22 protein-coding genes are annotated in these 22,767 nt (G+C 69.6%); 11 read left to right on the forward strand and 11 right to left on the reverse strand.

The genetic code is table 11. From position 1 onward, the window contains the following. Positions 1 to 22: 22 nt before the first annotated feature. Together AB0M95_RS14505 and AB0M95_RS14510 are read right to left on the reverse strand one after the other, a co-directional pair. A complete protein-coding gene (locus AB0M95_RS14505; RefSeq protein ID WP_363763719.1) occupies positions 23 to 1,972 on the reverse strand; it encodes a Xaa-Pro dipeptidyl-peptidase in 1,950 nt (649 codons plus the stop codon). Between the two features lie 162 nt (positions 1,973 to 2,134). Continuing rightward, positions 2,135 to 2,452, reverse strand: a complete 318-nt coding sequence (locus AB0M95_RS14510; RefSeq protein WP_363763722.1) for a hypothetical protein — start codon at positions 2,450 to 2,452, stop codon at positions 2,135 to 2,137. A gap of 167 nt (positions 2,453 to 2,619) precedes the next feature. On the opposite strand from AB0M95_RS14510, the gene recQ reads away from it, so the two are divergent. Continuing rightward, positions 2,620 to 4,494, forward strand: coding sequence for a DNA helicase RecQ (recQ, locus tag AB0M95_RS14515; protein WP_363763725.1), 1,875 nt, complete (start codon positions 2,620 to 2,622; stop codon positions 4,492 to 4,494). On the opposite strand, the gene AB0M95_RS14520 is transcribed toward recQ, so the two are convergent. The 3 genes from AB0M95_RS14520 to AB0M95_RS14530 all read right to left on the reverse strand — a co-directional run bounded on the left by AB0M95_RS14520 (position 4,441) and on the right by AB0M95_RS14530 (position 7,655). Beyond that, positions 4,441 to 5,445 (reverse strand): sulfite exporter TauE/SafE family protein, encoded by a 1,005-nt coding sequence (locus AB0M95_RS14520; RefSeq protein WP_363763728.1) that lies wholly within the window; start codon positions 5,443 to 5,445, stop codon positions 4,441 to 4,443. The genes recQ and AB0M95_RS14520 overlap by 54 nt on opposite strands. Positions 5,446 to 5,594: 149 nt before the next feature. After that, entirely contained in the window at positions 5,595 to 6,428 is an 834-nt protein-coding gene (locus tag AB0M95_RS14525) for a ribonuclease HII (protein ID WP_363763731.1), read from the reverse strand. A 171-nt stretch (positions 6,429 to 6,599) separates the two neighbouring features. Continuing rightward, positions 6,600 to 7,655, reverse strand: a complete 1,056-nt coding sequence (locus AB0M95_RS14530) for an alpha/beta hydrolase (protein ID WP_363763734.1) — start codon at positions 7,653 to 7,655, stop codon at positions 6,600 to 6,602. 764 nt (positions 7,656 to 8,419) lie between these two features. Between AB0M95_RS14530 and AB0M95_RS14535 the strand changes: the two genes are divergently transcribed. Further along, the gene (locus AB0M95_RS14535; protein WP_358516633.1) at positions 8,420 to 8,665 is read left to right on the forward strand and encodes a hypothetical protein; all 246 of its coding nucleotides are present in this window, start codon (positions 8,420 to 8,422) and stop codon (positions 8,663 to 8,665) included. Here AB0M95_RS14535 and AB0M95_RS14540 read toward each other — a convergent pair. Both AB0M95_RS14540 and AB0M95_RS14545 read right to left on the reverse strand, forming a co-directional pair. Beyond that, positions 8,662 to 9,573, reverse strand: coding sequence for an LLM class flavin-dependent oxidoreductase (locus AB0M95_RS14540; RefSeq protein ID WP_363763738.1), 912 nt, complete (start codon positions 9,571 to 9,573; stop codon positions 8,662 to 8,664). The two genes, AB0M95_RS14535 and AB0M95_RS14540, sit on opposite strands and share 4 nt — an antisense overlap. 35 nt (positions 9,574 to 9,608) lie before the next feature. Then, a complete protein-coding gene (locus AB0M95_RS14545; RefSeq protein WP_363763741.1) occupies positions 9,609 to 10,010 on the reverse strand; it encodes a RidA family protein in 402 nt (133 codons plus the stop codon). 132 nt (positions 10,011 to 10,142) lie between these two features. Here AB0M95_RS14545 and AB0M95_RS14550 point away from each other — a divergent pair, with 132 nt between their 5' ends. The 4 genes from AB0M95_RS14550 (at position 10,143) to AB0M95_RS14565 (ending at position 13,722) form a co-directional block, all read left to right on the forward strand. Beyond that, complete coding sequence (locus AB0M95_RS14550; RefSeq protein ID WP_363763744.1) at positions 10,143 to 10,289, forward strand: hypothetical protein; 147 nt, start codon at positions 10,143 to 10,145, stop codon at positions 10,287 to 10,289. 80 nt (positions 10,290 to 10,369) lie between these two features. Further along, positions 10,370 to 11,416, forward strand: coding sequence for an LLM class flavin-dependent oxidoreductase (locus AB0M95_RS14555; RefSeq protein WP_363763747.1), 1,047 nt, complete (start codon positions 10,370 to 10,372; stop codon positions 11,414 to 11,416). A 202-nt stretch (positions 11,417 to 11,618) separates the two neighbouring features. Then, the gene (locus AB0M95_RS14560) at positions 11,619 to 12,089 is read left to right on the forward strand and encodes a hypothetical protein (protein ID WP_363763750.1); all 471 of its coding nucleotides are present in this window, start codon (positions 11,619 to 11,621) and stop codon (positions 12,087 to 12,089) included. Position 12,090: 1 nt separating this feature from the next. Further along, positions 12,091 to 13,722 carry a multicopper oxidase family protein gene (locus AB0M95_RS14565; RefSeq protein WP_363763753.1) on the forward strand — a complete coding sequence of 544 codons (1,632 nt, stop codon included), beginning with the start codon at positions 12,091 to 12,093 and terminating at the stop codon, positions 13,720 to 13,722. 122 nt (positions 13,723 to 13,844) lie between these two features. Here the strand turns inward: AB0M95_RS14565 and AB0M95_RS14570 are convergent, their stop codons facing one another. Both AB0M95_RS14570 and AB0M95_RS14575 read right to left on the reverse strand, forming a co-directional pair. Continuing rightward, the gene (locus AB0M95_RS14570; RefSeq protein ID WP_363763756.1) at positions 13,845 to 14,471 is read right to left on the reverse strand and encodes a methyltransferase domain-containing protein; all 627 of its coding nucleotides are present in this window, start codon (positions 14,469 to 14,471) and stop codon (positions 13,845 to 13,847) included. Positions 14,472 to 14,589: 118 nt separating this feature from the next. Then, entirely contained in the window at positions 14,590 to 15,456 is an 867-nt protein-coding gene (locus AB0M95_RS14575; protein WP_363763759.1) for an alpha/beta hydrolase, read from the reverse strand. A gap of 482 nt (positions 15,457 to 15,938) precedes the next feature. On the opposite strand from AB0M95_RS14575, the gene AB0M95_RS14580 reads away from it, so the two are divergent. The 3 genes from AB0M95_RS14580 to AB0M95_RS14590 all read left to right on the forward strand — a co-directional run bounded on the left by AB0M95_RS14580 (position 15,939) and on the right by AB0M95_RS14590 (position 18,246). Beyond that, on the forward strand, positions 15,939 to 16,184 hold the full coding sequence (locus AB0M95_RS14580; protein WP_363763761.1) for a hypothetical protein: 246 nt from the start codon (positions 15,939 to 15,941) through the stop codon (positions 16,182 to 16,184). Positions 16,185 to 16,250: 66 nt separating this feature from the next. Continuing rightward, positions 16,251 to 16,601, forward strand: coding sequence for a PIN domain-containing protein (locus AB0M95_RS14585; RefSeq protein ID WP_363763764.1), 351 nt, complete (start codon positions 16,251 to 16,253; stop codon positions 16,599 to 16,601). Between the two features lie 391 nt (positions 16,602 to 16,992). Further along, positions 16,993 to 18,246 (forward strand): hypothetical protein, encoded by a 1,254-nt coding sequence (locus tag AB0M95_RS14590; protein WP_363763767.1) that lies wholly within the window; start codon positions 16,993 to 16,995, stop codon positions 18,244 to 18,246. A 114-nt stretch (positions 18,247 to 18,360) separates the two neighbouring features. On the opposite strand, the gene AB0M95_RS14595 is transcribed toward AB0M95_RS14590, so the two are convergent. Together AB0M95_RS14595 and AB0M95_RS14600 are read right to left on the reverse strand one after the other, a co-directional pair. Further along, positions 18,361 to 20,148 (reverse strand): glycosyltransferase family 39 protein, encoded by a 1,788-nt coding sequence (locus AB0M95_RS14595; protein WP_363763770.1) that lies wholly within the window; start codon positions 20,146 to 20,148, stop codon positions 18,361 to 18,363. An 18-nt stretch (positions 20,149 to 20,166) separates the two neighbouring features. Beyond that, complete coding sequence (locus tag AB0M95_RS14600) at positions 20,167 to 20,673, reverse strand: integrase core domain-containing protein (RefSeq protein ID WP_363763773.1); 507 nt, start codon at positions 20,671 to 20,673, stop codon at positions 20,167 to 20,169. Positions 20,674 to 20,706: 33 nt separating this feature from the next. On the opposite strand from AB0M95_RS14600, the gene AB0M95_RS14605 reads away from it, so the two are divergent. Together AB0M95_RS14605 and AB0M95_RS14610 are read left to right on the forward strand one after the other, a co-directional pair. Beyond that, the gene (locus AB0M95_RS14605; protein ID WP_363763776.1) at positions 20,707 to 20,844 is read left to right on the forward strand and encodes a hypothetical protein; all 138 of its coding nucleotides are present in this window, start codon (positions 20,707 to 20,709) and stop codon (positions 20,842 to 20,844) included. Positions 20,845 to 21,148: 304 nt separating this feature from the next. Next, on the forward strand, positions 21,149 to 21,868 hold the full coding sequence (locus AB0M95_RS14610; protein ID WP_358525817.1) for a carbonic anhydrase: 720 nt from the start codon (positions 21,149 to 21,151) through the stop codon (positions 21,866 to 21,868). Positions 21,869 to 22,767: the final 899 nt, after the last annotated feature.

A 22,767-nucleotide genomic window follows, 5' to 3' on the forward strand; every position in this document is an offset into this window, starting at 1 on the left:
GGTGTGGTCGGGTTCGGTCCCGTCAGAAGAAGTCGCGGGACTGCAGGGGAAGGACGACGTCCTTGGGCCCCTGCCACTCCCCGTCCGCCGGAGCGGGCGCGAAGTCCAATGTGGTCGGCGGGTTCGCGTCCTGGGCCGCGTCCACGGAGTCGACGGAGTTCACGGCGGCGAGCGGCAGCCAGATCTTGCTCGCCGCCAGGTCGACGGTGACCGTGGCCGCCGCCGGCTGGTCGGGGATCGTCTCGGTGACGTCGCTACCGGCCAGGATGACCGCGAGCCGGTGCCCCGGCTTCACGATGTAGTCGCCCGGCAGCGTCTTCCAGGTGAACTGGTAGTTCGTGCCCGGCGTCAGCGTGTCCGGCGTCGTCAGGGAGCGGCGGTTGTGCGCGTCCAGCCAGCCCTTGGCCACGATCTCCACCGGCCTCTTGGAGATGACGGTCTGCGTCTGCCGGTAGCAGGCGTCGTCGTCGGCCGTGCTCTCCCCGTGGCAGCTCTCCGTGGTGAGCGTCCTGATGCCGCCCGCGGACGCGTGGTTGACCCGGTAGTCCTCGCCGTAGTCCACGACCAGGGCCGTGAGGTTGGCGTCCGGCTGGTCGAGCTTGGCCCGGATGTCGATGGTCGGTGTGCCGGAGAATCGCACGGCCCGCTTCAGCGGCGGGGTGAGGAACGTCAGCCGGTTCGGCGAGACATCCGTCGGGTTGGACACCATCCTGCTCTCGGACTGGCTCGGGTCGTCGACGAACGAGAGCGTCGTGCCCCTGCGGGCGGGCAGCAGGCCGAGGGCACCCTGCGCGTCGTCGCCCGGGCGCAGCCACAGCGGGATGGTCAGCGACCGCGACGGCCAGTCCGCCTGCTTCACCCACTGGCCGGAGGTGAGCTGCAGGTCCACCTTGGGCTCGCGCGTGATGCCGTTGTCGATGCCGTGCAGCCAGCGGTCGAACCAGGCGTGCAGGGTGTCGATCCACTCCTCGCGCTTGAAGTCGAACGGGTCGACGTGCCCGTACTGCGACAGCCACAGCTTGCGTGGCACCCCGCGCCTGGCCAGGGCCTCCCAGTAGGTGGTGAAGTGGTCGGCCTTGACGTTCAGGTCGCCGAGCCCGTGCACGGCGAACACGCTCGCGCGCACCTTGCTCACGTCGCCGAGGGTGCCGGTGACGTAGTTGCGCTCGTTCCAGAAGGCGTTGTAGTTGCCGGTCGCGTCGTCCTGCTCGTCGTGCAGCCGCTGTCGCACGGCGGCGCACTTGGCGGGCGGGTCGGTGTCGATGTACTCGGCGAGCCAGGGCATGTAGTCGTCGGTGTAGAGCACGCCGTTCATCCGCGTGTACCTGTACCAGCTGCTGATCGCCGAGATCGGGACGATCGTCTCCAGGCCCCGCACGCCGGTGGCCGCGACCGCGTTGGCCAGCGTGCCGTCGTAGGACTTGCCGATCATGCCGACCTTGCCCGTGGTCCAGCTCGCCGTGGCCACCGAGCCGTCCGGGTTGTAGCCCTTGACCCGGCCGTTCAGCCAGTCGACCACGGCCTTGCCCGCCGCGACGTCCGAGGCGCCGCCCACGTCCACGCAGCCGTCTGACCTGGTCGTCCCCAGCATGTCGACGAGCACGACGGCGTACCCGCGCGGCACGAAGTAGTTGTCGTAGAACAGCGGGAACTTCGTCGGCTGACCCGAGGCGTCGTACTGCTTGCGCTCGCCCTCGTTGCCGCGGCCGGCGTTGTCGTAGTACGGGCTGTCGTCCATGATGACCGGCACCTTGAGGCCCCGGTCGGTCTCGCGGGGCCGGATGATGTCGACGTTCGCGAGGTCCTTCTTGCCGTCGCCGTCGCCGTCGATGGGGGTTTCGACGCGGACGTGCTCGCGGATGGCGTCGGCGTAGGAGAAGACGGGTTGCGTCCTCCCGTTCGCCACGGTGATCTGGGGTCCGGCCTGGGCGGACGCCACGCCGCCCGTCGTCGCCGTCAGCGCCAGGGTCACGCCGAGGGCGCAGAGCAATCTATGTGATTGCCGCAAGGTGTGCCTCCGGGGGGTCAGCACGGATCATGTATGTAAGACACGTATCCCAGAGGACAAACTGTGTAAATAGCTGCACATCTGTTCGCCGGGTGCGGCGAGGGGCGGGGCGGGCGCCGCGGGTCGTCAGCGGTCGCGCAGGCGGATCGCCGCCTCGATGCGCAGGCCGACCCCGACCATCGCGAGGATCAGCACGACGCCGACCAGGCTGAGCGGGAGCTCCCGCGTGAACAGCAGGGCGACGAGGAGGACCACCGGGGCCGACAGCAGAGCGAGGGTTCCCCACGACCGCACCAGCCCGGCGTCCTCGACGGCCCCGGCGCGCGCCGCGTCCGACGCGCGGCCCAGGGTGCCGGGCACTTTGCCGTTCCTCGGCTGGACGGTGGGTTGGGCGTCCGGTAGGCCGTCTACGTCGTCCGAGGGGGAGATGTCCGGGTCGCTCATGGCTCGAAGCATCGCATATCCAGAAATTCCATGAAAGGCATGCACATCCTGGTGATATGAATGCGAGAACGGCCTGGTGGGACGCCGTCCTGTGGACGAAGGAAAGGTTGTCCACAACCCGCGCTCATACGTCCGGCGGGGGCGGAGCGGGCTCGTAAACTGGCGCGGTGACCTCCCCTGACACCGACACCCGAGCGGACGACGCGCTGCGCGTGCTGAACCGCGTCTTCGGCTACGCCTCGTTCCGCGAAGGCCAGCAGGAGATCATCGAGCACGTCGCCGGCGGCGAAGACGCGCTGGTGCTCATGCCGACCGGCGGCGGAAAGTCGCTGTGTTACCAAATTCCCGCGCTGGTGCGCGACGGGGTCGGCGTCGTCGTCTCCCCGCTGATCGCCCTCATGCAGGACCAGGTCCACGCCCTGACGGCGCTCGGCGTGCGGGCGGGGTTCCTCAACTCCACGCAGGAGCCCGAAGACCGCAGGCAGGTCGAGTCGGCGTTCCTCGTGGGCGAGCTCGACCTGCTCTACCTCGCGCCCGAGCGCCTGCGCCTGGAGTCCACCCTGGCGCTGCTCGCCCGCGGCGCGATCTCCGTCTTCGCCATCGACGAGGCCCACTGCGTCGCCCAGTGGGGGCACGACTTCCGGCCCGACTACCTCGCCCTGTCCGTGCTCCAGGAGCGCTGGCCGACGGTGCCCCGCATCGCGCTCACCGCGACCGCGACCGAGGCCACCCGCGCCGAGATCGCCGCCCGGCTCGGCCTGCGCGAGGCGCGCCACTTCGTCGCGAGCTTCGACCGCCCCAACATCCAGTACCGCATCGTGCCGAAGAACGAGCCCCGGCGGCAGTTGCTCAAGCTCGTCCGCGACGAGCACCCCGGCGACGCGGGCATCGTGTACTGCCTGTCCCGGGCCTCGGTCGAGAAGACCGCCGAGTTCCTCGTCCAGAACGGCATTCCGGCCCTGCCCTACCACGCGGGGCTCGACGCCCGCACTCGCGCCGAGAACCAGTCCCGCTTCCTGCGTGAGGACGGCCTGGTCATGGTCGCCACGATCGCCTTCGGCATGGGCATCGACAAACCGGACGTCCGCTTCGTCGCCCACCTCGACCTCCCCAAATCCGTCGAGGGCTACTACCAGGAGACCGGCCGCGCGGGGCGTGACGGCCTGCCCTCCACCGCCTGGCTCGCGTACGGGCTGAGCGACGTCGTCCAGCAGCGCCGGCTGATCGACACCTCCGAGGGGGACGACGCCCACCGTCGCCGCCTCGCGGTTCACCTCGACGCCATGCTCGCGCTCTGCGAGACGATCGAGTGCCGCCGGGCCCGGCTCCTTGACTACTTCGGGCAGGCCGCCACCACCTGCGGCAACTGCGACGCCTGCCTCGACCCGCCGCAGTCCTGGGACGGGACGATCGCCGCCCAGAAGCTTCTGTCCACGGTGTTCCGGCTGCAACGCGAGCGGCGGCAGAAGTTCGGCGCCGGGCAGATCATCGACATCCTGCTCGGGCGGCAGACCCCCAAGGTCACCCAGTTCGGTCATGACTCGCTGACGGTCTTCGGCGTCGGCACCGAACTGAGCGAGCCCGAGTGGCGCGGCGTGGTGCGCCAGTCGCTCGCCCAGGGGCTCCTCGGCGTCGAGGGCGACTACGGCACGCTGGTGCTGACCGAGGCCAGCGGCGACGTGCTCGGCCGCCGGCGCGAGGTCCTGTTCCGGCGCGAGCCCGAGAAGCCCGCCCGCGCCCCGAAGCCCCGCCGTTCCGCCTCTCCCGCCGCCGACCTGGCCGAGGAGGCCGTTCCGGTCTTCGAGCGGCTGCGCGCCTGGCGCGCCGCCACGGCCAAAGAGCAGGGCGTCCCCGCATACGTGATCTTCCACGACTCGACGTTGCGCGAGATCGCGGCCGTGGCTCCCACCTCGCCGGACGAGCTCGGGAAGGTGAGCGGCGTCGGCGAGAACAAGCTGGCCAAGTACGGCCGGCAGGTCCTGGACGTCTTAGCGCTCGCCGATGCGCCCCTCACCGATCCGGTCGCCGGCGACGGCGTCTGACTCCGCCCGCGTGTCCGTGCGAGGCCATGGTAGGGCCGGAAGGCCGTGCCGGGTGCGCAGGAACATCCAGAAGAGCGGGGCCGCGAGCAGCACACCGACCAGCACCCACGCGGTCGCGATCGTGCTCACGCCGAACATCTTCAGCGCCGAGGCGAGCAGCACGAACGCCAGCGCCCGGCGGATCAAACCGCCGGGCGCGCGGGAGGAGATCCGCGAGCCGATGTAGACGCCGGGAATCGAGCCGACGAGCAGGGCCGCGGTGACCGACAGCTTGAAGTCCCCGAACAGCAGGTGCCCGAGCGCCGCCGACATGACCAGCGGAACGGCCTGCAACAGGTCGGTGCCGACGAGCTGGTTGGCCTTCAGCACCGGATACATCGCCAGCAGCGCAACGATGATCAGCGACCCCGACCCGACGGACGTCATCCCGACCACCAGCCCGCCGACGATCCCCACCAGGACGGTCGGAAGCGGGCGTACGGTGATCGGCGGCAGGTCCGTGGCGGCGGGCTCGCCGGGCAGCGCGGTGCGGCGGCTGGCGGGCGTGCGTCCCTCGGCGCGGTCCCTCATGGCGAGGTAGCCCCGGACGGCCAGGCCCGCCGCCGCGATGAGCAGGGCGACCCCGAGCGCCTTCTGGATCACGTCCTGGACGTCCTTGCCGTCGCCCAGGGCCTTGGCGACCAGTACGCCGCAGAATGCCGCGGGCACCGAGCCCACGCACAGCCAGGCGACCAGTCTCAGGTTCACCGTCCCCCGGCGCAGGTGCACCAGGCTGCCGACCGGCTTCATCACGGCGGCCGCCACCAGGTCGCTCGACACCGCCGTGAGCGGAGGCACCCCGAAGAACGTCACCAGCATGGGCGTCATCAAGGCGCCGCCGCCCATGCCGGTCAGCCCGACGACGATCGCGACGAGGAACGACCCGATGGCCATGGTGTAGTCGAAGGACACCCACTTAACCTACCCAAGACCCCTGAAAACCTTCATTACCCGTCTCAAATCGCGAAACCCGCATCAACCTCCCCGCGCCAAATCCCGCCCTTATCCCCCCATTCCCCGCTAAACCCACCTTGCTCTGGCCGGCGACGGCGGGGTTCGAGTCAGAGGAGGGTCATCTGGCCTGACGGGGGCTGGGGGGCGCGGGTCTTCTTGAGGTGGCGCCATTGGGGGAGGTCGTCCAGGTAGGACCAGGACAGGCGGTGGTGGGGGGTCGGGCCGTCGCTCGCGAGGGTCCGCTGGTGCTGGGGGGAGGGATAACCGGCGTTGTCGGCGAAGCCGTAGGCCGGGTGGTCGGCGCCGAGGGCCTCCATGAGACGGTCGCGGCGCACCTTGGCCAGCACCGAGGCCGCGGCCACGGTCACCGACCGCTGGTCGGCCTTGACCTCGCACCGCACCCGCCACGCCTCGCCACCCTCCGCGGAGGCCGGCGCCCACGGCCTGCGCAGGTAGTCGTGCGCGCCGTCCAGGAGCACCAGGTCCGGGCGGCTCGGCAGCGCGCCGAGCGCGCGTTCCGCGGCACGGCGCAACGCCTCGGTCATACCGACCTCGTCGATCTCCGCCGCGCTCGCCTCCCCGAAGGCGTGACAGGACAGCCAGCCCGGAAGGATCTCGGCGAACGCCTCGCGGTGGGCCCGCGTGAGCAGCTTGGAGTCGGTGAGCCGCACGGCGCGGTCGCCGCGCCCGGGCAGCTCCGGCGGCGGCGACAGGTCCGCGACCGCCGCGCACACGAGCACCGGCCCGGCCCACGCCCCCCGGCCGACCTCGTCCACCCCCGCGATCGCGACCGCCCCGCGGCCCCGCAGTTCCCGCTCGATCTCGTACCCGGCTTCCCGACGCGCCGCCCCGCCCGTGCGGGTGGCCCGCGCCGGTCGCGGGGCCGGCTCCAGCCCGGGGATGGCCTCGTGCTCGTCCTCGGGGGTGGGTGTGGTCCGCATCCGTTCATCATGGCAGCTCCCGGCGTCCGTGCCGGGGCTTGTGGCCGGTCCGTGGCCGGGTGAGGAAAGGGCGAAGGCCCGGACCCCGGTGGGCATCGGGGTCCGGGCCTTCGGTGGGTAGCGGTAGTGGACGGTTCGGGCCGTACGGTCAGCCGCGCGGGCCGTACGGGCTCAGGGGGCGCAGGCGGCGAGCGAGGCCGGCGGCGGCGTGGTGGTCGGCGGGCCGAAGAAGAGCTTCGCGCAGTCGCTCAGGAAGGTGGGGTTCTCTTCGGGGATGTAGTGGCCGGAGTCGGGGACGATGACCTGGTGGACGTCGTCGGCGACCAGGCGGAAGGAGTCGGCGACGCCGGGCCCGAAGGAGTTCGCGCCACCGAGCGCGAGCACCGGCTGGGTCAGGCGGCGGGAGGCGTTGGCGGTGTTGTTGACCCCGTCCGCTGCGAAGGCCCGGTAGTACTCGTAGCCGGAGCTGCGCTTGGTCGGGCTCGAGTACGCCGCGTAGTAGGCGGTCTTGTCGATCAGTTCGGGGTGGGTGCTGAAGCCGAACATGTGGCCGAGGTAGGTCGGGACGTCGTCGTTGTCGAGGATCGTCTCGGGGATGGGCGCCGGCGCCATGTTGAACTTGAAGTGGAAGCTGATGCCGTACAGGTTCTCCAGGCCGAACCCGGCGAGCGGGGTCTCCATGACGCCGATCTTGGTGACCTCGTTCGGGAAGTCACGGGCGTAGGGGTAGGCGATGAGAGCGCCGAGGTCGTGGCCGAGCAGAGCGACGGAGTTGAAGCCGAGCTTGACGACGGCCTGGTGGATCCGCTTGGCGGTGGTGGCCTTGTCGTAGCCGCCGTTCTGGGGGGTCGAGTCCCCGAGGCCCGGCAGGTCGAAAGCGATCACGGTGTGGGTCTTGGCGAGCTCTGGCATCACGTTGCGCCAGATCCACCAGGTCTGCGGCCAGCCGTGCATGAGCACGATGGCGGGGCCGGAGCCGCCCTTGACGTAGTGCAGGGTGCTGCCGCCGTCGACGGTGACCCTGCCGTGGGTGAAGATCGTGGAAAAGCCTGCCGTGCCCGTCGACGGCTCGGGCACGGCGGTGCTCGCGCCGGCGCCGGCGGTCATGGCGAAGAGGCCGATCACCAGCGCGGCCAGCGCGCTCGTGACGCGTCCGACGCTCAGAACGCGGCCTCGTGCGCGCGGTGCTCGCCCGGTGTCGCGCGGGATGTTGTTCTCCAACGGCATAGCAAATTCCTTTCCGTGGACCCGCGAACCACAGGGCCGGTCCGGTTTCGAGCCTGAGGGTCCACTTCTTTGGTGCGCTGAACCCCGGCCATCTCCGCGCCCGCCCATATGCTCGGACGTCGGCGGAACTGGCCAGTTACCTGCCGTAACCATGTGGTCCGAATGAAGCGTGCACGACGCACGATGCCGACGTCTTCTTCGAGCGTGCTATTCACATCGACACCTGAGGCCGCTGGAGACCCAGCAGGATCAGTGGAAGCGTCACCACCTGCGGAATCGACGGTTCCACGCGTCGATATCCGGCACTGCTTCCCGAACAGAACGGAAATATCCATAGGGGAGGGCCGTTTCGACCCCACCCCAGTTCGGTGACACGCCTGTACTCACGAGCACTCACGGTGAGGGGGTCAAACACCACGATCAGGGGATGCGCCCCGGACAGGCTCACCTCGACCGTCCGGCGCACCGCCGGCCCCGCCTCGGCGGCGAGCCGGCCAGACCCGGCCGGGCCCCTGGTTCGTGGACCAGGGCGACGACGCGCCCGCCCGGCCCGAGCACCCGTCCCAGCTCCCGCCACAGCGGACGGTCATCGCGCAGCAGTCCCAGGCGGCGCGCGACGGGCGCCACCGAATTGACCGCGGGCCGAGTCCGTGGCGCGACACGTGCCGACACATCGCTCCGAAGATGGGCGTATACGGACTGGATCGTCACTCTTCACGCCGCATTGGTTGTCCCGGCACGCCCGTACGCCGACAATGGCGGCCATGAGGGATGCCGAACAGCAGCACGGCCACCACGGACTCCTCCACGGCCTCGCCGAGCGGGTCAGCGAGCACCACGAGCGCGCCGCGCAGCGCCGTGAAGAGGAGGAACTGGCCGAGGCGGCCGACAGCGTGGCATTCGACCTGGACGCCGATCTCGGTCACCCCACCCGGCATCACACGGCCGCGGCCTACGACGTGGACGCCGACCTCGGCGTCCAGGGACAGTCGCCGGAGCCGCGCGCCTAGCGGCCAGAGGGCTTCTCGACCGCCTCGCGGACGGCGGGGACGATCTCTTCGGCCCACCGCATGAGCGTGCCCTCGAGCGAGGCGCCTCCCGGCGGGAACAGGATGAAGCCGGACGCGCCGTGCTCCAGGACCGCGCCGGTCAGCGACTCGACCCACTGGCCGACGGAGCCGCCGGCCCAGCGGCCGGCGTCGCGCGTGACCGACCGCGGCGTGTCGGTGATATGACCTTGGACGTAGTAGATCGTGGCGATCTCGGATGGGTCCCGGCCCGCGGCCGCGGCGGCCTCGTCGATCAGGGGGCGGGACGCGCGGTACCGCTCGCTCAGCCAGTCGGAGGCACGGCCGGGCACCCACCCGTCGGCCAGCCTGCCCGTGACGGCCAGGGATTTGGGGCCGACCGAGCCGGTCCAGACGGGCGGGGCGGGCACCGGCGCGGGAGTGATGCCGGAGATCTTGTAGAACTCCCCGTCGAAGGTCACCGGCTCCCCGCCGCCGGACAGCGCCCTCACCAGGTGGATCGACTCCTCCATCGCGCGGACGGCCGCCGAGGGGCTCAGCCGGGGTGCCCCGAAGCTCGTGATGTCGTCCCACACGCCGCCCGCGCCGACGCCGTACACGACGCGGCCGTCCGACAGCGCGGACAGCGACGTCAGCGTGCGCGCGAGCAGGGGCGCCGAGCGGGTCGGGGTGTTGGTCACGGTGGTGACCCCGGCGATGGTGGTGGTGCGGCCGAGGACGAACCCGAGCGTGGCGTACGCCTCCAGGTGGTCGCCGTAGTACGGGTGGTCCGAGGTCGCGAACAGGTCCAGCCCGGCGCGGTCGGCCAGCGCCGCGCACCGCAGGACCTCCGCCACCGCGCCGACCTCGACCGGCACCCTGAACCCGAAAAGGATCGTCCGCTCTGACATCGCGATTCCCGCCTTCCTTGACGTCATCGGACCCGTTACGGTCGCCGACGGCCGCTGCCGACGCGTGCCGTGACCTCGATCTCGATGCGGATGCGCGGGTCCACGAGCCCGCAGGAGATCATCGTCGCGGCCGGGCGCGCGTCCTCGAAGCAACGCCGCAGGGTCGGCCAGCAGGGCTCGAAATCGGCGGGATCGGGCAGCATGTACGTCACGCGCACGACGTCGGCGAGGGACGAGCCCGCCTCGCGCAGGGCCGTCTCGATGTTCACCATGCACTGCTCGACCTGCGCGACCACGTCGTCGGAGATCGTCATCGACGTGTAGTCGAACCCCGTCGTCCCGGAGACGTGCACCCACCCGTCGACGACGACGGCCCGGGAGTACCCGATGGCCTTCTCGAACTCCGACCCGCTGGAGATCAGCACCCGCTCCGTCATGCCGAGCATCCTCACAGCACCGCGGAAGCCGTGTCCAACCTGTGCGTACCCTCGAAGGCCATCGGGGCTCTCCTGAAGGCGGTTGGTGCCCACTCGATCAAGGAACCTAGATCGGGGGGACAATATGTGCTTATGGAGGAACATGGGCGAGCGGTGATGGCGGCATTCGCCGTACTCTCGGGCGCGGCCATCCTGATCGTCGGCGCGACGATCCTGCTGACCCGACTCACCGCCAGACGTACCCGCACCCCCGCCCCACCGGACGCCACGGGCCGCTGACGCCGGACGCGCGGGCGCAGGAATTCCCGCCACGGTGCCATGGTTCCGTGTACTGCTCGCGATGGAGAGGAAGGTCAGGGATGTCCGCACAACTTGAGTTCGCGATCGACACGTTCGGTGACGTCACCGTCGGCGCGGGCGGGAAGCGCCTGCCGTACGCGCAGGTGATCCGCAACGTCGTCGAGGAGGCCGTGCTCGCCGACCGCGTGGGCATCGACGCGTTCGGCATCGGCGAGCACCACCGCGACGACTTCGCCGTCTCGGCACCCGAGATGGTGCTGGCGACGATCGCGGGTCGCACCGAGCGCATCCGCCTCTTCACCGCCGTGACCGTCCTCAGTTCGGACGACCCGGTGCGCGTCTTCGAGAGGTTCGCCACGCTGGACGCGGTGTCGAACGGGCGGGCGGAGATCATCCTCGGCCGCGGCTCGTTCACCGAGTCGTTCCCGCTGTTCGGTTACGACCTTTCCCAGTACGAGGAGCTGTTCGAGGAGAAGCTGGACCTGCTCTCCCACCTGCTCGACGAGGGACCGGTCACCTGGCAGGGACGGCTGCGCGCCGGGCTGACCGACCAGCATGTGTACCCCAAGACCGAGTCCGGCCGGCTGCGCACGTGGGTCGGCGTCGGCGGAAGCCCGGAGTCCGTGGTCCGCGCGGCCCGCTACCAGATGCCGCTGATGCTCGCGATCATCGGCGGGCAGCCGGAGCGTTTCGCCCCGTACGTCGACCTGTACCACCGCGCCCTGGCCGAGCTGGAGGTCCCGCGGCTGCCGGTCGGCGTCCACTCGCCGGGTCACATCGCCGAGAGCGACGCGGAGGCCCGCGAGGAACTGTGGCCGCACTACAAGGCCATGCACGACCGCATCGGCCGCGAGCGCGGCTGGGGCCCCACGACCCGCGCCCGGTTCGAGGCGGAGGCCGACGAGGGGGCGCTGTACGTCGGATCGCCCGAGACGGTGGCCGCGAAGATCGCGAAGACCGTGCGCGGGCTCGGCGTCGACCGCTTCGAGCTGAAGTACAGTTCCGGGACGCTTCCGCACGAAAGCCTCATGACCACGATCCGCCTCTACGGCGAGGAGGTCGTCCCGCGGGTCCGGAAACTCCTGTCCGAGACCCCGGCGGGCTGATCACCTCACCGGGCCCAGGGGGTCGCGCGACGCGTCTGAGCGCCCATTCCCATCCAACTCATCGACAAGTGGCCGCCAAGCGCGACTGCCTAACGTCGCCCGCGTAAGAAGCCCGGCGTGCGGGGACGGACACGGTCCACTTCGGGGGAACGCACGCCCGGCGGGGCGACAGGGCCACTCGGGCCCGGATGGGAACAATGTCATGAAAGTCCTCTACAAGGTGCTGGCCTACCTCGTCGCGGCCGAAGTCGCCGTGCAGGCGATGGCGGTCGTCTTCGCCGACGCCGGCATGGGCAAGTGGGTCGAGCAGGGCGGAGTGCTCGACAAGGCGGTGATGGAGAGCGACGCGTCGCCGTTCCCCGAGGCCATCGGCCTCATGATCCACGGCATGAACGGGATCATGGTCATCCCGGTGGTCGCGCTGCTCCTGCTGGTCTCCTCGTTCTTCACGAAGATCCCGGGAGCGGTGAAGGCGGCCGGCCTCGTGCTGCTGCTCGTCGTGCTCCAGGTCTCCCTCGGCATCCTCGGCCACGACATCCCCGGCCTCGGCGCGCTGCACGGCCTCAACGCGTTGCTGCTGTTCAGCTCGGCCGTCTACGCCGCCTTCCGTGGCCGCGCCGCCGCCGTGACCGCGCCCGCCCGGCACGACGCGCGCGTCCGGTCCGTCGGCTGACATGGACGCGACCCGCCGGCGCGGCGCCCGCGCCCGTCTCGTCGTCGCGGGCGCCGCGGCCCTCGCCGTGCTCGGCCCGCTGACCTGGCTCTGGCAGGACAGTCTGCTGCCGGACACGTACTCCGTGATGGACATGGGATACGCCGACCACGGGCGCGGTTCCCGCGAAGCCGGCCAGGTGGGCGGCGCGCCCGTCGACCGCGCTCACGGGTCGGGCCACGAAGCGCACCTGGGGGCCGCGGCGGCGGGGTACGGCGGGAACGCCGGGCACGACGTCGCGGCCACGGGGCACGCCGGCACCGCGCACGGCCTCGCGGCGGCGGGGCGCGACGACACGGCGGCCGGGCGCGACGTGACCTCGCTCATCGCCGACCCGCGCCGCCCGGCCGACGTCGAACTCACCCTGACCGCGCGCAGGCAGCGGTTCCGCCTGGCCACCGGCCGGCACATCGACGGGTACACGCTGAACGGCGCCTCGCCCGGCCCGGTGATCCACGCGACCGAGGGCCAGCTGGTCGAGGTCCGGCTGGTCAACGAGTCGGTGCCGGACGGCATCACGCTGCACTGGCACGGCGTCGACGTGCCCAACGCCGCCGACGGGGTCGCGGGCGTCACCCAGGACGCGGTCGGCGTCGGCGGGTCGTTCACCTACCGCTTCGTCGCCGACCGGGCGGGCACCTTCTGGTACCACTCCCACCAGATGTCCCACGAGCAGGTCCGCCGCGGCCTGCTCGGCGCGCTGGTGGTGGCCCCGGCCGCACGGCCGTCGGCAGTGGACGCCGTCGCACTGCTGCACCTGTACGACGGCGTCCGCACCGTCAACGGCCGGGAGGGGGACGTCCGGGTCGAGGCCCGCCCCGGCGAACGGGCCCGCGTGCGGGTGATCAACACCGAGAACGGCCAGACGCCCGTATGGGTGGCCGGCGCGCCGTACCGGCTCGTCGCCGTCGACGGCACCGACCTGCACGAGCCCGGCCCCGTCCGCGACACCGCCGTGATGGTCACCGCGGGAGGCCGCGCCGACGTCGAGGTCACCATGCCCGCGGACGGCTCGCCGGTGCGGGTCCACATCGGCGGCCCCTCCGGCGTCGTGCTCGGCTCGCGAACGTACGACGCCGCCGCCGTCCCCAGGCCCGCCACGACGCTCGACCTGCTGTCCTACGGCACCCCGGCGCCGATCGGGTTCGACCCGGACGCCGCCGATCGGCGGTTCGTGTACGACATCGGGCGCCGCCCGGGCTTCCTCGACGGGCGTCCCGGGCTCTGGTGGACCGTCAACGGGCACATGTTCCCGGACGTGCCGATGTTCGTCGTGGCGTCCGGCGACGTCGTACGGATGCGCATCGGCAACCACAGCGGCGAGACGCACCCCATGCATCTGCACGGCCACCACGCCGTGGTGCTGAGCCGCAGCGGTGTGCGCGCGACGGGGAGCCCGTGGTGGGTGGACTCCTTGGAGGTCGGCAACGGCGAGTGGTACGACATCGCCTTCGTCGCCGACAACCCCGGCATCTGGATGGACCACTGCCACAACCTGCCCCACGCCAGCGAAGGCCTGGTGGCCCACCTTATGTACGAGGGAGTCACCACCCCCTTCACCATTGGAGGCCAGAAACGCAACGAACCCGAATAGATCCGCCCGGACACGGCCCTGCCTGCCCCGGCAGGCCCCGGGCACCGGCCGGGGCTGGAAATCGCGACGTCCCGCCCAGGCGGAGGACGGGGTGTCGTACGCGTCGGTGACCTTCCCGTACGTCAGGGCCGGATGGCCAGTACCCGGAAGCTGACACCGCTTTTCATCCGGGACACCGACTCGATCTGGAAACCGGCCTGCTCCAGGAACGGCCGGGGATCGCGGGTGAGGTAGTCGGCTGCGAACCGCACGAACATCGGTTCCACCAGTCGCATGCCGGCCCGGATGATCGGGTTGCTCGACGGCCCATGCTCGGACAGCACGAACCGGCCGCCCGGCTTGAGCACGCGGTAGGCCTCGCGCGCCGCGGCTGCGGGGTCCGGGATCGTGCACATCGTGAACGTGGACAGCACGGTGTCCGCGATGCCGTCGGGCAGTTCCAGGCGTTGCACGTCCCCCTGTCGCAACTCCACCCGCGCGCCGAGGCCGGCCCGCGCCACGCGCCGCCGCGCCAGTTCCAGCATGTGCTCGGACAGCTCGACCCCGACCACCGTGACGTCGTCGCCGTACAGCGGCAGGTTGAGCCCGGTGCCGACCGCGATCTCCACCGTGTGGCCGCGCGCCTGCCCGACGGCCCACTCCCGGCTCCCGGGGAACAGGCGTCGCTCCCAGACCTGCATCTGGTCGTCATAGCGGTCCGCGATCCGGTCGAACACGCGGCGCACGTCGGCATCGGTGGTAGCCCGCATCGAGCACCCCCTCCAGAACGGGAACTCCGCGAATCATTTCATGCCTACCTCATCCAGGTTCGGCCCGCTGGATAGAGGTGCGCGTGTTCACGCCAGGGGAGGGCGTCGAGGTCTGAACCTACTCACTCAGGATCTGGCGGAGCGTGACGGCGAAGGCGTCCGGGTCGCCCTTCATGCCGAACTCGCCGTCGAGGAAACCGCCGTGGTGGCTGGGGAAGGTCACGGGCTTCGTGCCGAGCCGCTCGGCGACCGCCAAGCCTGCGCGGTGCGCCATCTCGCCCTCCGATTCGGCTCCGACACCGACGACGATGCGGGTCGGCGCGGCGCGTAGCGCATCGAAGTCGTGCCCGTAGTGCGTGGACGTCATGAGGTTCTGGCCGAACAGCGGGTCGTCACGGGAGCCGTCGTCCTCCGCCGGCAGCCCGAAATCGGCCGGGTTCTGAACGGGGTGGTCGGCGAAGTCGGCCGGAATCTCGCCGCGCAGGCCGGCGATCGCGAAGAACTTCACCATCGCCGGTCCGAAACCGTCCCGCTCGTACGTCCGGCGGATGTCCACCACCGCGGCCAGCGCCTGCTCGCGGTCCGGCAGGGCCTGGACGGCCGGCGGTTCGTGCGCCACGAGCGTGCGTACCTGCTCTGGATGCCGGGCCACCAGCGCCAGCGCGTTGACGGCGCCGCCGCTGCTGGCGAAGATGTCGACCGGCTCGCCGCCGAGCGCGGTGATCAGCCGGTGCAGGTCGTCCGCGTGCAGTTCGGGGGTCGACTCGACGGCACCGTCGGTCCGCCTGCTACGTCCGATTCCGCGCGGGTCGTAGGTCACCACCGTACGGTCCGGGAAGTGCGCGGCCAGGCTGGTGAACCCGCCGGCATCCATGGGCGACCCGATCATCAGCAGAGTCGGCGCGGCGCTCGCCTCGGCCTCGCGCACGTCGTAGTGGACGACGGCGCCAGGCACCTCAAGGGTGTGGGTCTTCGGCTCGGTCATGTGATCGCTCCTTCACGATGCTCATGATGCCATCGATATCAAACACCAGTTCGAGAACACCTTAGTCCTGTCTCGGTGACCGTGCACAACGAACTCGCGCTCCTGGGCAAAGGGGCCAGAGGGCGGGCGTGGCCCGAGATCGTGGACGATCCGGGACAAAGCGCGGACGCGATGCGACCACCAGGGCACAGGTGTGCCCGGTACGGTTCACGTGCGCGAACCTAACAGCCGGGTACGACAAAACGACCGGCGCACGCTGCGGCAACGGCTTGGCGCGCGCCGTGCGGCCGGGGATCCCTCGCGGTTGCGTGGTACCCCCTCAGCGTGACCATCACCAGGACCGCGCGAGATCCCTGCGGAGACGCGGGTTCGTTCACGTCCGGGGAGATGGGTGCGCTCTGGTGCTCGTCGATTACGCGATCGCGGGGTGGGCAGATGCGTGTCACTGACGCAAGCGGACACGCTTGCGTAGACTCATGGCTATGAGCGCCGGGCATGCGCATGAGGAACTGCATCACCTGGTCGATCGGCTGTCGCCGGACCAGGCGCGTCGCCTCCTGCGTTTGGTGGAGACAGATCCGGAGTTGGCCGAGGCGGTGGATGAAGAGCGCTCTCAGCCGCTTCGTCGTCGTCGGTTGTCCATTGCAGGGATCGGTGCCTCTGGTGAAGGGAATCTCTCGGAACAGGTCGAGGACCTGCTAGCGGAGCGGTTCAATCGGTCAACGTGACTGCCACGCTGCTGGACACGGGCCCCTGATCGCCGTCGTCGATCGGGATGACAAGCACCACACCTCGTGCGTCTCCTTGAAGAGTTGGAAGGGCCGCTCCTGCTGCCTTCAACCATCTTGATCGAGGCCGGTTGGACCATCAACAGACACATGGGGCCAGGCGTACACGCACAGTTCCTTGATCTGGTAACTGAGGAGTTCGAACTGGTCGACCTGGTCCCAGCCGATGTTCGACGGATGGCAGAACTGGTTCGGACCTATCGGGACGCTCGGCTGGATCCGGCTGACGTGTCCGTAGTCGCCATTGCGGAACGACTGAACGTCCGACACATCGCTACGCTGGACCGGCGCGACTTCACGCTGATCAGACCTCGGCATGTGTCAGCATTCACACTTCTGCCAGGAATGCTTAGCTGACCTGGCCGGTCGGGCGGAGCGGGTGACGGGAATCGGACCCGCGCTGTCAGCTTGGGAAGTGCATCGATCGCCGCTCGCAGAGCTCTGACGTGCGCATAAGGCCGGTCATCAGAGAGCGATCCGCTGGGGAGTCTGAGGGATTGTGTACCCCTCCTTAGCAACGCGGAAGACCACATCGAGTCGCGAATGCAGTGGTCCCCGACCTGGTTCGCCCGCTCGGTCGCTGAATGCTCGACCTGAGCAAGCAAATGCATGCTTGACGGTCAGGGCGATACGCGATCTCTTTAGGTGAAGCGGCCGGGTCTCATGGAGATCTTGACGCCATCGGCGCGGCGTGTTGTCATCTGTATATCCGTTATTTCGTACTTATTTAGTAGGAAATGGGGGAGTTGTGAGGGTTCTCCGGCGTGTGGCCGCGATGGCCGCGCTCCTGGTGGGCGCGGTCGGCATCCAGGTCGTCCAGGGCGGAGCGGCGCAGGCGGCCCTGCCCACCGCGGCCGTCGCGCTCGGCGACAGCTTCGTCAGCGGTGAGGGCGCAGGGGACTACCAGCCCGTCGTCGACGCCTCCGGGACGACACAGGCATTCCCCGGCTGGTCGGCGGCCAACAGCAACGCCTACTTCTGCCACCGGTCGGCGAACGCCTCGTTGTTCAAGGCGTCACTCCCCGGCATCCAGGACCGCTTCAACCTCGCGTGCTCCGGCGGTCAGCCCGCCGACATCGCCAACCCCTCCAGCGCCCGCGCCAACGGCCGCTCCGTCGCCTCGCAACTCGACCAGCTACGCGCCGTCGCCCAGACCCACGACATCGACGTCGTCCTCATCGGCCTCGGCTCCAACAACGCCCTGTTCACCTTCGGCAATGTGGCCACGCTGTGCGCCAACCGCTTCATCGCGGACGCCTGGACGGGCTGGTGGGAGTTCTGGGCGTACCTGGGCGGCCCGGTGCCGCAGGAGCCCTGCACCGTCTCGGACCTGGCCAGTGACGCCGAGGTCGCCGCCGCCACCACCGAGACCACCGCCGCCCTGCGCCGGATCCTCGACACCCTCGACCAAATCGACGCCGACGGCGTCCACCAGGTAGTCCTGCAGACGTACACCAACCCGCTGCCGCTCGACGTCGCCCCGCAGTACTGGGACGAGGACGGCCGTACCGACACCCGCGACAAGTTCCGCGCCCTCGGCGCCGAGCGGTACGCCGCCGGCTGCCCGATCCACCGCGCGAGCCTCGCCCCCGGGCACGTGTTCTCCCAGAACCTCGGCTCCCTGGTCAAGAACGCCTACTCCACGCTGGCGGCCGAGCGTCCGACGGCCGACCTGCGCGTGCTGGACGTCCAAAGGGCCTTCGACGGGGCCCGGCTCTGTGAGAACCCCGGAAGCCCGACGGGCGCGCTCGCCACGCCGCTCCGGGTGCAGGACGGGCCGTCCGGTACGTTCATCACCAGCCTGTCCGGCTGGGACAAGATCGGCATCCAGCGGCTGGCGAACACCTGCGTCACCTACTTCCAGACCTGCCAGGAGTCGTGGCACCCCAACGCCGCGGGTCACGCCGCCCTCGGCCAGTGCCTGACCGGCGCCCTCGCCGCCGCGCCCCGCACGATCGTCACGTGCGCCCGTAACGCGAACGGCGCGCTCACCATCTCCTGACGTCTCCCCTCGACGCGCGAAGCGCGCGCCACAAGGCCTGGTGATTCACCGGGAAGACAAGAACCGCTGGACCTTGGCCGAGGCCGTCGGATCTCAGCCAGTCCTCCACGCTGATCAACTGACTGACGTTCCACGCGAATCGGATGTCCTCATCCAGACCTGGTAGGAGCCGTCCCCGAAGGTGGTGGAGAATGGCAGCTCCGCGTAGAGGCGGTACTTGCCGCTAGTCGGCAGGGCCTTCGCGATGGCCGGATCGAACTTCGAGACTCCGGGCTTCTGCAGCACCACAAAGTTGTAGCGGCCGTCATCGATGGCTGCCGCAAAGGCGTCCGCACCGGTGCGCTTGACGCCCTTGGTGTCGGTGTAGTTGAGGTAGTAGGTGCCCGTCCACTGATTCCATTTGGTGATGTCCCGGAAATAGTAGGTGGGCACCTGCGCGATGTCCGAGAGGTACCGGCCCTTGCCGTTCACGTGAGGACGGAGCAGGTCGACGAGCCGCGTCGAGTCCGGCCAGGTCGCGTAGCGTCGCTGGGACTGCTCTATGGCGTTGGAGAGCGCAAGCACGATGATCAGCAGGCCGGTCGCGGCGCGGATGATCAGCAGGCCGACGCCGATCGTGGCGCGGCGGAAACGTGGGCCGATCGCGGTGCGGCGGAAATGCGGGCCGACGATCCTGGCGAGGCCCAGCCCGGCCAGCGGTGCGAAGAAGAAGAGGCCGAACCCGACGTGCTTGTGGAGGGACACGGAGGTCGACAAGTGAATCTGGTAGGCCGGGGCCAGCAGACCCGTCCCGCAGAGCAGGAGGCCCAGCATCGCACGCCAGATCCTGCCCGGCTCTTCGCCAGTGGCCTTCCGGGCCGCGGAGGTGACCTCGCCGATACTGCCGCGCCACACGTAGGACAGTGCGCCCCAGCACGCCAAGGCGAGGGCCAACCCTATCCAGTCGGCGGACACGTCGATCAGCGAGCTCGTGGAGTTGGTGCCGTGAGCCCGGGAGGTGGTGGTGAACTGGATGCCCGCCAGGATGGAACTGCCGTACAGCACCGCGCCGCCGATGGCTCCCAGGGCGGCTGACAGCAGCACCCCGCGCCAGAGCGCGCGGGCGCCCCGATGGGGCCAGGCGACGATGACGGCCAGGGCGACGACCGTGGGGATGAAGAGTCCGGCGGCGTACTTGGTGCAGAAGGCGAGGACCAGGATCGGTGCGGCGAACAGGACCGTGAACGGGTTGGCCCGGTCGGTGCGCACCACGATCCACGCGGCGAAGGCCAGCAGGAACAGGGCCGCGGAGTCGAAGGTCGCGAACCAACCCAGCACGATCGTCGACTGGGCGGCCACGAAGAGTGCGGCCGCGAACAGGCCCACGCGCTCCTCGAAGAGGCGGCGGGTCAGCGAATAGAGCAGGCCCGTGCAGCCGAGCATGAACAACAGGCTCAGGGCGCGTGCCCCGGTCAGGCCGCCCAAAGAGTCCATGGGCCCCGCGAGCAGGGGATACAGCATCGGTGAACCTGAGAAGGTGCTGCTGTACGAGGAGTTCACCGGAGCCCCGTGGAAGATGTGCGCGAACTCCGCGTGGCCGGCGTAGATGTACAGCGCCTCGTCCATGAAGGCGGTGTTGTGCAGCCGCATCGACAGCAGGGCCTGCACCACCATGATGAGGCCGAGACCAGCTCGGCACACCCAGGCACGCCGGCGACCGTCCCGGGCTGACCACCCGGCCGGGGCGACCTCGGGGACAACGTGGGCAGGTGTGTCGTGGAGCGGGGCCCCCATGCTGTCCAGCACGCGCGGGGCCTCCTGGCCCTCCTGGATCGACGAGCGGCTCACCTGGAGTTCGTCCCCGAGCCGCTGCGGGGCGGTGCGTCCGGTGCCGAAGGCCGGGGTTGTGATCTCAAGCTCCATCAAGGTGCCCTATCTCCATCAACGGTGCTCCATGTTGAATCCGGCGAGAGCGTTCGTGACCGCAGAATGGAAGGCCGCCAGAGATTCCGGGCCGCTGTTGACTGAAGCGCCCCGACTTTGATGGAGGCTGATCATCTGGGCCGTAACAGCCTGGTGGGGTTGGTGGTGAGTGTAGTAGTCGGCTTCGTACTCGTTGGGCGGGACGCGGCCGATGGCGGTGTGCAGTCGCTGGACGCTGTACCACTCGACCCGTTCGGCGATGGCCGGCTCGACCTGCGGCAGATCACGCCAGGGGCCGACCGGCTTGATCAGCTCGGTCTTGTAGAGCCCGATGGCCGATTCCATCAGGGCGTTGTCCAGGGCGTCCCCGACAGTGCCGACGGAGGCGTCGATGCCGGCCCGGCTCAGGTGGGCGGTGAAGGCGAACCAGGTGTACTGCGACCCGGCGTCGGAGTGATGCACCAGGCCCGCGCTGTGGCCAGTCCGCGATCGCCGCCACAGTGCCATGTCCAGGGCGTCCAGCACGTCGGACAGTGGGCGTCCAGCTACCTACACGGTGTGAAGTTCGACCTGGGGCAGAGTGACACGACCTGGTCTGCACGGGTGGCCACCAAGATCCTTCAGGCCGAACAGGAGGCCGGCTTCCCCTACGCAATCGCCCGGCTGGAACTGTACAAGATCCAGTTTTGGAACTGATGGGCTCGCGCGCTGGTCGGTCAGCACCGGCAAGCGCGGCGATCACGAGGAACAGGACGACCCCCCTCGGAGGATCCGTTCGTCTCGCGAGACTGCGACACGTGCGCGCCGAGAATTCACCCGTGCGAAGGACCAGCGTCCGCGTCCGGCAGTCGGACCACTACCAGGTGGGCGCCGACATCGCACTCACCCTCGCCAGTCGAAACGGGTGTATCGTGGCAGACATGACTATATGTAACATTAGATGCGCTAAGCGTTACGGCTTCTGGCGCGTCGGCATGACAGCAGCGCGTACTCCTGTTCCATGCCAAGTCACATGATCAGCCGGCGGGCTCTGCTGCGCGCCGGCATTGTCGCCGGAGGCCTCCTGACCGGTGCGGCATCCGCGGGCACCGCCGTATTCGCCCGCACCGCTCAGCCGTCGAACGGGACCGCGCCGGACCAGCGTCCCGCCACCCCGGACCAGGCGTGGGCGACCCTGCGCGAGGGCAACCGCCGCTGGGTGGACGGCACGGCCACCCACCCGCACCAGGACGCCGATCGCCGCAGGGAGGTGGCGCAGAAGCAGAACCCGTTCGCGGTCGTATTCTCGTGCATCGACTCGCGGGTCCCCCCCGAGTTGGTCTTCGACACCGGGCTGGGCGACCTGTTCGTGATACGGACCGCCGCGCAGACCATTGACCCGCTGGTGACAGGTGCCGCCGAGTACGGCCCAGCCGAAATCGGCACCCCGCTCGTCGTCGTGCTCGGCCATCAGCGCTGCGGGGCCGTCACGGCCGCCGCAGAATCGCTGCACGAGCACAAGAAGCTGCCTGGCGAGCTGAGCACGATCGCTTCCGCCCTGCGTTCGGCCTACACGCGTTCGGGCGGCGACGTCGACAAGATGATCCGCATCAACACCGTCGACGTGGTGAACCAGCTCAAGAAGGACAACCTCTTCGCTCCTCGCATCGCCAAGGGCGAGCTCAAAGTCATCGGCGCGTACTACTCGATCGACACCGGCACGGTCACCCGCCTCGTCTGACCCGGCGGGAATAGAACCTTGCCCGGCGAAAGGAGGGTGCTCGCCGCGACCTTCGTCAGGCCGGCAACATGCTGGCGGCCGAGTCCGGTGCAGGGCTCAAGGACCTGATGGCGCGGATGGGGCACGACAACGTCCGAGTGGCCATGATCTACCAGCACGCCGTACGCGGTGCCGACAAGACGATCACGGATGCGATCGACCGGCACATGAGCGGGCCGGTGACGAGGACGAGGGCGGGTCGGCCGCCGTTCTGGTCCCCGTGGGCTGATTGCACGCTAATCGCACGGAAGATCGAACAGGTGCCAGAAATGATCAAGGCCCGGGTCAGGGATCTGCTCCTGACCTGGGCCTTCGTGTGTGGAGCGGGTGACGGGAATCGAACCCGCGCTGTCAGCTTGGGAACCGGATACCGAGCTTGCTGCCCTGAGCAGCGAAACAGGGATGCAGGTCAGAGCGGGCCGGTTGACCGTGAGTGTCCGTGAGCGACTGTGGTTCCCCGTCCTATCTGGCACGGATCTGGCACGACATCTCGGCATCGGGTGGTCCTTCCGGTGCGGGGCGGCCTTCTCCTGGCCTGTGCCGAGGGTGCTGGGTCGGCGACCAGCAGTTGGCGCTCTCTTCGAGCGTCACCCTCCCCTCAACCACGTTCCGGCAGGTCAAGCGGGTTCCCTGCGGCGGAACAGCCCGCGAAGCGGCTCATGAGATCGCTGACTTTGGAGGGCTGTCGTTCATGCACTACGGTGACCGCTGCGGCCACCGTAGTGAGATCGTTCTACACAAGTGATCATGGTGCTGGTGGCCGTTGCCATACCCCTAGGCACTCCAGCGATGCTGCCAAGCCCTGCTGACGGGGGCAGGCTCCTCACAGATCATGATTGCCGTGTCAGACCCGGAGCGGT

Origin of the sequence: Sphaerisporangium sp. NPDC051017 (genome assembly GCF_040683095.1) — a bacterium.
Lineage (GTDB): Bacteria > Actinomycetota > Actinomycetes > Streptosporangiales > Streptosporangiaceae > Sphaerisporangium.

Excerpts from the sequence above, each read along its gene's own strand:
- AB0M95_RS14510 (WP_363763722.1), bottom strand. The coding sequence starts at position 2,452 with ATGAGCGACCCGGACATCTCCCCCTCGGACGACGTAGACGGCCTACCG.
- AB0M95_RS14525 (WP_363763731.1), bottom strand. The coding sequence starts at position 6,428 with ATGCGGACCACACCCACCCCCGAGGACGAGCACGAGGCCATCCCCGGG.
- AB0M95_RS14530 (WP_363763734.1), bottom strand. The coding sequence starts at position 7,655 with ATGCCGTTGGAGAACAACATCCCGCGCGACACCGGGCGAGCACCGCGC.
- AB0M95_RS14535 (WP_358516633.1), top strand. The coding sequence starts at position 8,420 with ATGAGGGATGCCGAACAGCAGCACGGCCACCACGGACTCCTCCACGGC.
- AB0M95_RS14540 (WP_363763738.1), bottom strand. The coding sequence starts at position 9,573 with ATGTCAGAGCGGACGATCCTTTTCGGGTTCAGGGTGCCGGTCGAGGTC.
- AB0M95_RS14545 (WP_363763741.1), bottom strand. The coding sequence starts at position 10,010 with ATGACGGAGCGGGTGCTGATCTCCAGCGGGTCGGAGTTCGAGAAGGCC.
- AB0M95_RS14550 (WP_363763744.1), top strand. The coding sequence starts at position 10,143 with ATGGAGGAACATGGGCGAGCGGTGATGGCGGCATTCGCCGTACTCTCG.
- AB0M95_RS14555 (WP_363763747.1), top strand. The coding sequence starts at position 10,370 with ATGTCCGCACAACTTGAGTTCGCGATCGACACGTTCGGTGACGTCACC.
- AB0M95_RS14560 (WP_363763750.1), top strand. The coding sequence starts at position 11,619 with ATGAAAGTCCTCTACAAGGTGCTGGCCTACCTCGTCGCGGCCGAAGTC.
- AB0M95_RS14565 (WP_363763753.1), top strand. The coding sequence starts at position 12,091 with ATGGACGCGACCCGCCGGCGCGGCGCCCGCGCCCGTCTCGTCGTCGCG.
- AB0M95_RS14570 (WP_363763756.1), bottom strand. The coding sequence starts at position 14,471 with ATGCGGGCTACCACCGATGCCGACGTGCGCCGCGTGTTCGACCGGATC.
- AB0M95_RS14575 (WP_363763759.1), bottom strand. The coding sequence starts at position 15,456 with ATGACCGAGCCGAAGACCCACACCCTTGAGGTGCCTGGCGCCGTCGTC.
- AB0M95_RS14580 (WP_363763761.1), top strand. The coding sequence starts at position 15,939 with ATGAGCGCCGGGCATGCGCATGAGGAACTGCATCACCTGGTCGATCGG.
- AB0M95_RS14595 (WP_363763770.1), bottom strand. The coding sequence starts at position 20,148 with ATGGAGCTTGAGATCACAACCCCGGCCTTCGGCACCGGACGCACCGCC.
- AB0M95_RS14610 (WP_358525817.1), top strand. The coding sequence starts at position 21,149 with ATGCCAAGTCACATGATCAGCCGGCGGGCTCTGCTGCGCGCCGGCATT.